The organism is Streptomyces sp. NPDC097129 (assembly GCF_055668065.1).
Genome location: NZ_JBVOQE010000089.1, coordinates 1 through 1,166, shown reverse-complemented (window position 1 = coordinate 1,166; position 1,166 = coordinate 1). Strand labels below are relative to the sequence as shown.

Genomic DNA, 1,166 nt, shown 5'->3' with positions numbered 1-1,166 from the left:
CACTAGGTTTTATTTCATCAGTACCTCTTCTCAACCTATCAATTATAAGCGTTGCAGTCATAAAATCATCTTCAATTAAACCAATCTTATACATTAAATAATATACCTTCCCCTCTTTTTCTGAGTGGAAATTTAAAATATAATTGAAACCCATTTTCACTATCTAATACTTTTACTTCACCTTTATATTCTTCAACAATAGTTTTTACTATCCACAATCCCAATCCGGTTCCACCATCTGAATTAGTTGTAAATAATGGCTCAAATATATCATTTTTATCATTTATTTCTTTAGATAATCCTGGGCCAGAATCCTGATAAGTAAATTCGAAACTTTCCTCATTATCTAAATAATTTAAAATAAAGTTTATATTTCTTACTCCTTTATGTTCCTTTTTTTGAAATGCAATCATAGAGTTAATTATAAGATTATTTAATATGCTCTCAACATCTATGATATAAGCTCTCCATTCAATAATAATGTCCTTCGGATTAACAATTTCGACGGAAATTTTTTTCTCCAAAAGTGGAGGTTCCCACGTTTTCAGTACCTTTTCTAAGATGTCATTTAGTCTAATTTTATTCCTTCTCCGTTTATCTTTAGATACTACATTTAATGCTACATCTAGCCAGCCTTTTAAAACTCTGTCTTTTTCACTCATTAAGTCTATAAACTTAATCACTTCTTTTATCCTGTCTAAATTTACATCGAGAGTACCAATTAAGGACTTTAAAAAGTCATTCCGTGTAACTAAAGGATTGCTTACTGTTTTTATTTCGTGAGCTAATGAAGTAAGAGCTATACCAGTACCAGCTAATGCTCTCAATAATTTATTTTCATTTTCCTTTTCTTCAATAGACTCCTCTATTATTTTATGGGATTGAGCTAGTAGTAATTTTTCTTGTTGAAGCTTCTCTATTCTCTTTCGAGCTTCTTCAGTATTTTTAGGAGCTTTGATCTCTTGAGTAACATCCCAAGACTTTAAAACCTCTTTTGCTAAATTTTTTCCTTTGTCTTTAATATTTTCTTTATGATTCTTTTTGTCATGATGATCCTTGATAGCCCTCATAACTTTTATCCTATCTTTTTCAAAGACCTCAATAATTTTTTGTATTAATTCTTGGAAGTGTTCAAATATTATTGTTTCTTGCAATCCTTCACGACT

Annotated in this window: 1 protein-coding gene; it reads right to left on the bottom strand. The window is 29.7% G+C overall.

Features of this window, described 5'->3' with window-relative positions; genetic code table 11:
- Window positions 1-86: 86 nt before the first annotated feature.
- A partial coding sequence (locus tag AC0B9F_RS38310; RefSeq protein ID WP_472010452.1) for an ATP-binding protein occupies window positions 87-1,166 on the bottom strand: 1,080 nt, incomplete at its 5' end.